Raw genomic sequence first — 6,017 nt, forward strand, 5'->3', positions numbered from 1 at the left:
GCGGGCGGGAGGTGGTGCGGACCCGGGGGCGCCGTGGCGCCCCCGGGGGAGTGCTCAGGCGCTCTGGGCCTTCAGCCCGGCGGACGCGGTGTCCAGGAGCTCGGTCCAGGAGTCCTCGAACTTGCGGACGCCGTCCGTCTCGAGGTGGTCGGTGACCTCGACGAGGGAGACGCCGAGCGACTCGATGGTCTCGATCGTGCGACGCGCCGCGCCCGCGGTGCCGCGGACCGTGTCGCCCGCGACGACGCCGTGGTCGGCGAACGCCTGCAGGGTCGGCTCGGGCATCGTGTTCACGACGCCGTCCGTGACCAGCTCGGAGACGTACAGGGTGTCCGAGTACTCCGGGTTCTTCACGCCGGTGGACGCCCACAGCGGCCGCTGCGGGTGCGCGCCGGAGGCCGCGAGCGAGCGCCACTGGTCCGTGCCGACGAACTGCTCGTAGGCCTCGAACGCGAGGCGGGCGTTCGCGACGGCGGCCTGCCCGCGCAGGTCGAGCGCCTCGGGCGTCCCGATCTTCTCCAGGGCGGCGTCCACCGAGGAGTCGACCCGGGAGACGAAGAACGAGGCCACCGACCCGATCGGGCCGAGGTCGATGCCGTCGGCGCGGGCCTGCTCGAGGCCGATCGCGAACGCCTCCATCACGGAGCGGTAGCGCTCGATCGAGAAGATCAGGGTGACGTTGACGCTGATGCCCTGCGCGAGGGTCCGGGAGATCGCGTCCAGGCCGGGCACGGTCGCCGGGATCTTGATGAACACGTTCGGGCGGTCGACCGTGCGCCACAGCCGCTCCGCCACGACCACCGTCTTGTCGGCGTCGTACGCGAGGCGGGGGTCGACCTCGATCGACACGCGGCCGTCCACGCCGTCGGTGGCGTCGTAGAGCGGGCGCAGCAGGTCCGCGGCGGCGCGTACGTCGTCGGTCGTGATGGTCTCGACCGCGGCGTCCACGTCCGAGCCGGCGAGCTCGGCCAGCTGGGCGTCGTAGGCGTCGCCGCTGGACAGCGCCTTGGCGAAGATCGTCGGGTTCGTCGTCACCCCGACGACGCCCCGCTCGGCCACGAGGGCCGCCAGGTTGCCGCTGCGCAGGCGCTCCCGCGACAGGTCGTCGAGCCAGATGGACACCCCGGCGCCGGTCAGGTCGGTGATCGGTGCGGGGACGGTGCTCTGCGTCATCGGACGTCCTTCCAGGTCGGAAGCCCCTGCGCGGGAAGTCTCGACAGGGGCCGGGTGGGGCGCCGCGGGGCGACGCCCCACCCTGGGAATCTACGAGCGCTCAGGCGGCGTCGCCAGCGCCGCGCACGGCGGCGAGCGACTCGCGGGCGGCGGCCGCGACGGCCTCCGCCGTGATGCCGAACTCCCGGTACAGCGTCTGGTAGTCGGCCGACGCGCCGTAGTGCTCGAGCGAGACGCTGCGGCCGGCGTCGCCGACCACCTCGCGCCAGCCCTGCGCGACGCCCGCCTCGACGGACACGCGGGCCTTCACCGCGGACGGCAGCACGGACTCGCGGTACGCGGCGTCCTGCTTGTCGAACCACTCACGGCTCGGCATCGACACGACGCGGGCGGCGATCCCCTCGGCGGCGAGCTGCTCGCGCGCCTGCACGGCGAGCTGCACCTCGGAGCCGGTGCCGACGAGGACGACGTCGGGCGTGCCGGTCTCGTCGTTCGTGGCGTCGACCAGCGTGTAGCCGCCCTTGAGCGTGCCCTCGGCGCCGGCGAAGCCGTCGGTGCCGCGCGGGAACGTCGGGACGTTCTGGCGGGTGAGCACGATGCCGGCGGGGTTGGCCGTGTTCTCGATGATGCCGCGCCAGGCCCACGCCGTCTCGTTCGCGTCGGCGGGGCGCACGACGTCGAGGCCGGGGATGGCCCGCAGCGCCGCGAGGTGCTCGACCGGCTGGTGCGTCGGGCCGTCCTCGCCGAGGCCGATCGAGTCGTGCGTCCACACGAACGTCGTCGGGATCTCCATGAGGGCCGCGAGGCGGACCGAGGCCCGCATGTAGTCGGCGAACTGGAGGAACGTGCCGCCGTACGGGCGGGTGAGGCCGTGCAGCACGATGCCGTTGAGGATCGCGCCCATGCCGTGCTCGCGGATCCCGAAGTGCAGGGTGCGCCCGTAGGGATTGCCCGGGAACTTCTTGGTCGCGTGCTCGACGGGGATGAACGACGGCTCGCCGTCCATCGTGGTGTTGTTCGAGCCGGCGAGGTCGGCGGAGCCGCCCCACAGCTCGGGCAGCACGTCCTTGAGGGCGGTGAGGACCTTGCCGGACGCGGCGCGCGTCGCGACGCCCTTCTCGGAGGCCTCGAAGACGGGCAGCTCGTCGGTCCAGCCGGCGGGCAGCTCGTGGGACACCAGGCGGTCCAGCAGTGCCGCGCGCTCCGGGGCGGCCGTGCGCCACGCGTCGTACGACCGGTCCCATGCGGCGCGCTGGTCGGCCTGCCGCTCGGCGACGGCGCGGGTGTACGAGAGGACCTCGTCGTCGACGGCGAAGGTCGCCTCGGGGTCGAGGCCGAGGGCGACCTTGAGGCCGGCGACCTCGTCGGCGCCCATCGCGGAGCCGTGGATGCCGCCGGTGTTCTGCTTGGTGGGCGACGGCCAGCCGATGATGGTGCGCAGCGCGATGAACGACGGGCGGTCGGTCTCCGCCTTCGCGGCCGCGATGGCCGCGGCGAGCGCGTCGACGTCCTCGGCGTAGCCGGTGCCGCCCTGCGTCCAGTCCACACGCTGGGTGTGCCAGCCGTACGCGGCGTAGCGCGCGAGGGTGTCCTCGGTGAACGCGATGTCGGTGTCGTCCTCGATGGAGATCTTGTTGTCGTCCCAGATCACCACGAGGTTGCCGAGCTTCTGCGTGCCGGCGAGCGACGACGCCTCGGACGTCACGCCCTCCTGCAGGTCGCCGTCGGAGGCGATGACGTACACGTGGTGGTCGAACGGCGACTCGCCGGGCGCGGCGTCGGGGTCGAGCAGGCCCCGCTCGCGGCGGGCCGCGAACGCCATGCCGACCGCGGACGCGAGGCCCTGGCCGAGCGGGCCGGTCGTGATCTCGACGCCGGGGGTGTGGCGGTACTCGGGGTGGCCCGGGGTCTGCGAGCCCCAGGTGCGCAGCGCCTCGAGGTCGTCCAGCTCCATGCCGTAGCCGGAGAGGAACAGCTGCAGGTACAGCGTGAGCGACGAGTGGCCCGCGGAGAGGACGAACCGGTCACGACCGACCCAGTGGGGGTCGGACGGGTCGTGCCGCATCGTCTTGCCGAACAGCAGGTACGCGGCAGGGGCGAGGGAGATCGCCGTGCCGGGGTGGCCGTTGCCGACCTTCTCGACGGCGTCGGCCGCCAGCGCCTTGATGGTCTTCACCGCGCGGTCGTCGAGCGAGCTCCACTCGAGCGGGGCGACGACGGGGTCGAACGCGTTCACAGATGTGCCTCTTTCCTGCCCGGAGCGAGCCCCGGGTGATTGCTGCTGCTCTGCCGGTACGGGGCGCCGTCGCGTCGGACGCCGCACGGGGTCCTCGAGGCGACGGCGGGGGCACGGCGTCGAGGGGCCGACCGGGGTGGGCGGCCCGCTGTTCACCGTTGTGCAGCACCACCCTAGCGCCGAGCATTCCCGGCACGCCCGTCCCGGCACGGTTCGTCCCACCAGGTGAGCCGGGCGCCGTGCGCGCCGGAGGATGTCCGGGGAGATGACGTCCGCGCGGGCATTTCTCACAGCCGGGAGGCCGTCGCCCGGGCCGCCGCGACGCTGACCTCGGCGTACGATGAGGCGGCGACCGTCCCACGTCGCCCGAGCTCCCCGGACCCCCAGCCGAGAACGGACAAGCACGCGCGTGAGCACCACGAGCACCACGACGTCCCACCCCCAGGCGCCGACCCGCGCGGCCGCGCGCGCCGAGCGGGAGCGTGCCGATGCGGACCGGGCGGACCGCCGCGGAGCGGACGCGGAGCAGGGCGGGGGCGCGAGCGGGGCGCCGGGCACCGGCTGGCGGGACCGCCTCGGGGCGTACGTCGCGCTGACGAAGCCGCGCATCATCGAGCTGCTGCTCGTCACGACGCTGCCCACGATGATCCTCGCGCAGGGCGGCCTGCCCTCGCTGGGGCTGGTCCTGCTCACCCTCGTCGGCGGCACGCTGGCCGCCGCGTCCGCGAACGTCTTCAACTGCTACCTGGACCGCGACATCGACCAGGTGATGAACCGCACCAAGCGGCGCCCGCTGGCCACGGGGGAGATCACGCCCCGGGCGGCCCTGGTGTTCGCCACGGTGCTCGGCGTCGTGTCGCTGCTGTGGTTCGCCCTGCTGGTCAACGTCCCGGCGGCGTGGCTGACCTTCGCGGCCATCGCGATCTACGTGGTCGGCTACACGATGATCCTCAAGCGCCGCACGCCGCAGAACATCGTGTGGGGCGGGATCGCCGGCTGCATGCCCGTGTTCATCGGCTGGGCCGCGGTGACCGGGTCGCTGAGCTGGGCCGCCGTGGCGCTCTTCGGCGTGATCTTCTTCTGGACGCCGCCGCACTACTGGCCGCTGTCCGTAAAGTTCAAGAAGGACTACGCGAACGCCGGCGTCCCGATGCTGCCGGTTGTGGCCACGGACCGCCGCGTCGCGGTCGAGATGGTCGCGCACACCGCCGCGATGATCGCCTGCTCCCTCGCGCTGATCCCGCTCGCCGGGATGTCGTGGTTCTACGCGGCCGTCGCGGTGGCCTCGGGCGGCTGGTTCCTCTGGCTCGTGATCGCGATGCTCCGCCGCGCGGGCCACCCCGAGCGGGGCAAGCTCGGCGCGATGAAGGTCTTCCACGGTTCGATCACGTACCTCACGGTGCTGTTCATCGCCGTCGCTGTCGACGTCTTCCTGCCCTTCTGACGCTTCCGGGGGCCCGGGCAGCCGTGGCCGTCGCCGCCTCGGGGCATGATGTCCGGGTGCCCGACCTCTCGTCCGCCCCGCCCCTCCCGCCCGCGTTGGCGGCCGCGTTGCAGGACTACCTCGCGCACCTCGGCGTCGAGCGCGGGCTGTCGGCCAACACCGTCGCGGCCTACCGCCGGGACCTGGGCCGCTACGCGCGCCACCTGCACACGACGGGGCGGTCCGGGCTCGACGACGTGGGCGAGCGGGACGTCGAGGAGTACGTCGTGGTGGTCCGGCAGGGATCGGACGGCGGCGCCCCGCTGTCGCCGTCGTCCACGGCCCGCGCGCTGGCCGCGGTGCGCGGCTGGCACCGGTTCGCGCACGCCGAGGGCACGACGAGCGCCGACCCCGCCTCCCAGGTGCACGCCCCGAGCGCGCTGCGCCGGCTGCCGCACGCGCTGTCGGTCGACGAGGTCGCCAGCCTGCTCGACGCGGCCGGCACCGGGGACGGCCCGGTGCCGCTGCGCGACCGCGCCCTGCTCGAGCTGCTGTACTCCACCGGCGGACGCATCAGCGAGGTGGTCGGCCTCGACGTCGACGACGTCGACGGGCTGCTCGACGACGGCGGGCACGACGGCGGGCAGGACGGTGTGCCGCGCGCAGGGTCCGTCCGGCTGCGCGGCAAGGGGGACAAGGAGCGCGTGGTGCCCGTCGGCTCGTACGCGAGGGCCGCGCTGGAGGCGTACCTGGTGCGTGCCAGGGCGCCCCTCGCGTCGGCGGGCCGCGGCACGCCCGCGCTGTTCCTCAACACCCGCGGCGCGCGCCTGTCGCGGCAGAGCGCCTGGTCCGTGCTGCAGGCCGCGGCGGAACGCGCCGGCCTGACGCAGCACGTGTCGCCGCACACGCTGCGGCACTCGTTCGCCACCCACCTGCTCGCCGGCGGCGCCGACGTCCGCGTGGTCCAGGAGCTGCTGGGGCACGCCTCGGTGACGACCACGCAGATTTACACGATGGTGACGCGCGACGCGCTGCGCGAGGTGTACGCCGCGGCGCACCCCCGCGCCCTCGGCTGAACGTCCGTCACGACTCCGGCATGCTCGGTGCGGCTCGGTGCGGCTCGGTGCGGCTCGGTGCGGCTCGGTGCGGCTCGGTGCGGCTCGGTGCGGCTCGGTGCGGCTCGGT

4 protein-coding genes are annotated in these 6,017 nt (G+C 73.9%); 2 read left to right on the forward strand and 2 right to left on the reverse strand.

Annotated elements, in window-relative coordinates; translation table 11 throughout:
* Positions 1–54: 54 nt before the first annotated feature.
* Positions 55–1,173: a transaldolase gene (gene tal, locus ACQP6G_RS06445; protein ID WP_429763414.1), complete on the reverse strand. Its 1,119-nt coding sequence runs from the start codon at positions 1,171–1,173 to the stop codon at positions 55–57.
* 100 nt (positions 1,174–1,273) lie between these two features.
* Complete coding sequence (gene tkt, locus ACQP6G_RS06450; RefSeq protein WP_429763415.1) at positions 1,274–3,409, reverse strand: transketolase; 2,136 nt, start codon at positions 3,407–3,409, stop codon at positions 1,274–1,276.
* Between the two features lie 409 nt (positions 3,410–3,818).
* Between tkt and ACQP6G_RS06455 the strand changes: the two genes are divergently transcribed.
* Both ACQP6G_RS06455 and ACQP6G_RS06460 read left to right on the forward strand, forming a co-directional pair.
* Positions 3,819–4,853, forward strand: coding sequence for a heme o synthase (locus ACQP6G_RS06455; RefSeq protein ID WP_429763416.1), 1,035 nt, complete (start codon positions 3,819–3,821; stop codon positions 4,851–4,853).
* A gap of 56 nt (positions 4,854–4,909) precedes the next feature.
* Positions 4,910–5,908 carry a site-specific tyrosine recombinase XerD gene (locus ACQP6G_RS06460; protein WP_429763417.1) on the forward strand — a complete coding sequence of 333 codons (999 nt, stop codon included), beginning with the start codon at positions 4,910–4,912 and terminating at the stop codon, positions 5,906–5,908.
* The last annotated feature ends 109 nt before the right edge of the window (positions 5,909–6,017 follow it).

It is taken from the genome of Isoptericola nanjingensis (assembly GCF_050311635.1).
Lineage (GTDB): Bacteria > Actinomycetota > Actinomycetes > Actinomycetales > Cellulomonadaceae > Isoptericola > Isoptericola nanjingensis.

Coding starts and splice junctions, on each gene's coding strand:
- tal (WP_429763414.1), bottom strand. CDS start 1,173: ATGACGCAGAGCACCGTCCCCGCACCGATCACCGACCTGACCGGCGCC.